The organism is Kitasatospora sp. NPDC056181, from assembly GCF_042266225.1.
Classification (GTDB): domain Bacteria; phylum Actinomycetota; class Actinomycetes; order Streptomycetales; family Streptomycetaceae; genus Kitasatospora.
The window spans coordinates 1-1,483 of sequence record NZ_JBHJUK010000336.1 but is presented as its reverse complement, the minus strand read 5'-3'; the positions used below and the strand labels follow the sequence as shown (position 1 = coordinate 1,483).

Genomic DNA, 1,483 nt, shown 5'->3' with positions numbered 1-1,483 from the left:
GACGCCGGACCACGGCCGGCACCCGCCACCGCGGCGAAGTCCGGCGCCGGCAGCGCCCTGCGGTCCAGCTTGCCGTTGCCCGTCAGCGGCAGCGCGTCCAGCACCACCACCGCCGACGGCACCATGTGCTCCGGAAGCCTGGAGACGGCGAAGTCGCGCACAGCTGCGCCAAGTTCGTCGGCTGCCTCGTCAGCGGGGACGACGTAGGCGACCAGCCGGCGGTCCCCCGGCGCGTCCTCGCGGGCGACGACCGCCGCCTGCGCCACGCCCGGATGGGCGGCCAGCACCGCCTCCACCTCACCCGGCTCGATCCGGAAACCCCGTACCTTCACCTGATCGTCCGCACGCCCCAGCACCACCACACTGCCGTCCGCCGTCCAACGCGCCCGGTCACCGGTGCGGTACATCCGCCCGCCCTCGGCACCACCGAACGGGCAGGCCACGAACCGTTCCGCCGTCAACCCAGGACGACCCACATAACCGCGCGCCAACTGCACACCCGCGACATACAACTCACCCACCACACCCGGCGCCACTGGCTGGAGGAACCCGTCCAACACGAACAACCGCGTGTTCCCGACCGGACGACCCACCGGCACCACACCGGACGCCACCGACTCCGCCGTCAGCCGGGCCGTCGCAACACCGATCGTCGCCTCCGTCGGCCCATAGTGGTTGAACACCCCACGCTCGCCCGCCGCCTCCAGCAGCCCCTCCACCAGCACGGCCGGGGCGGCCTCTCCGCCGAGTACCAACGACGCCGCGGGCAGCACACCCCCCGCACCGGCAACAGCGGCCAGCGCCGCCAGGTGCGAGGGCACCACCTTCACGAACTCGATCCGGTGCTCGGCGAAGTACGCCGCGACAACCGCCGGATCCGTCACCGCCTCCTCGGGGAGGATGTGCAGCTCACCACCGGTCGCCAGGCTGGCGAACAGCACCGTGTTCCCCAGGTCCGTCGCCTGCGCCTGCAACAACGCATACCTGCCGCCCTCCGCGCCGAACCCCACCCGCGACGGCACCGACCCCACGTAGTTCGCCAACGCCCCGTGCGTCACCCCCACACCCTTCGGACGCCCCGTCGACCCCGACGTGTACATCACATACGCCAGGGCCGCAGGCACCACCGCAACCCCAGGAGCAGTCGCCGGCAACCCGGCCAGCTGCATCCGCACCAACGCACCGTCCACCGCCACCAACCGCACCCGACCCGCCGGCAGCTCGTCCAGCAACTCCTCCGTCGTCAACGCCAACACCGCACGGCTGTCCCGCAACATGAACGCAATCCGCTCCACCGGCTGCCCCGGATCCACCGGCAGATACGCAGCCCCCGCCTTCCACACCCCCAAAATCGCCGCAACCGTCTCCACACCCCGCGGCAGGCACAGACCCACCACCGACTCCGCACCCACCCCCTGACCCACCAAATACCGCGCCAACCGGTTCGCCCGCGCATCCAACTCCCCGAACGACACCCCCACCC

General features: G+C 71.7%; 1 protein-coding gene. It reads right to left on the bottom strand.

Going from position 1 to position 1,483, the window contains the following annotated elements:
• A partial coding sequence (locus ACFC1F_RS43360; protein WP_376167338.1) for an amino acid adenylation domain-containing protein occupies window positions 1-1,483 on the bottom strand: 1,483 nt, incomplete at both ends.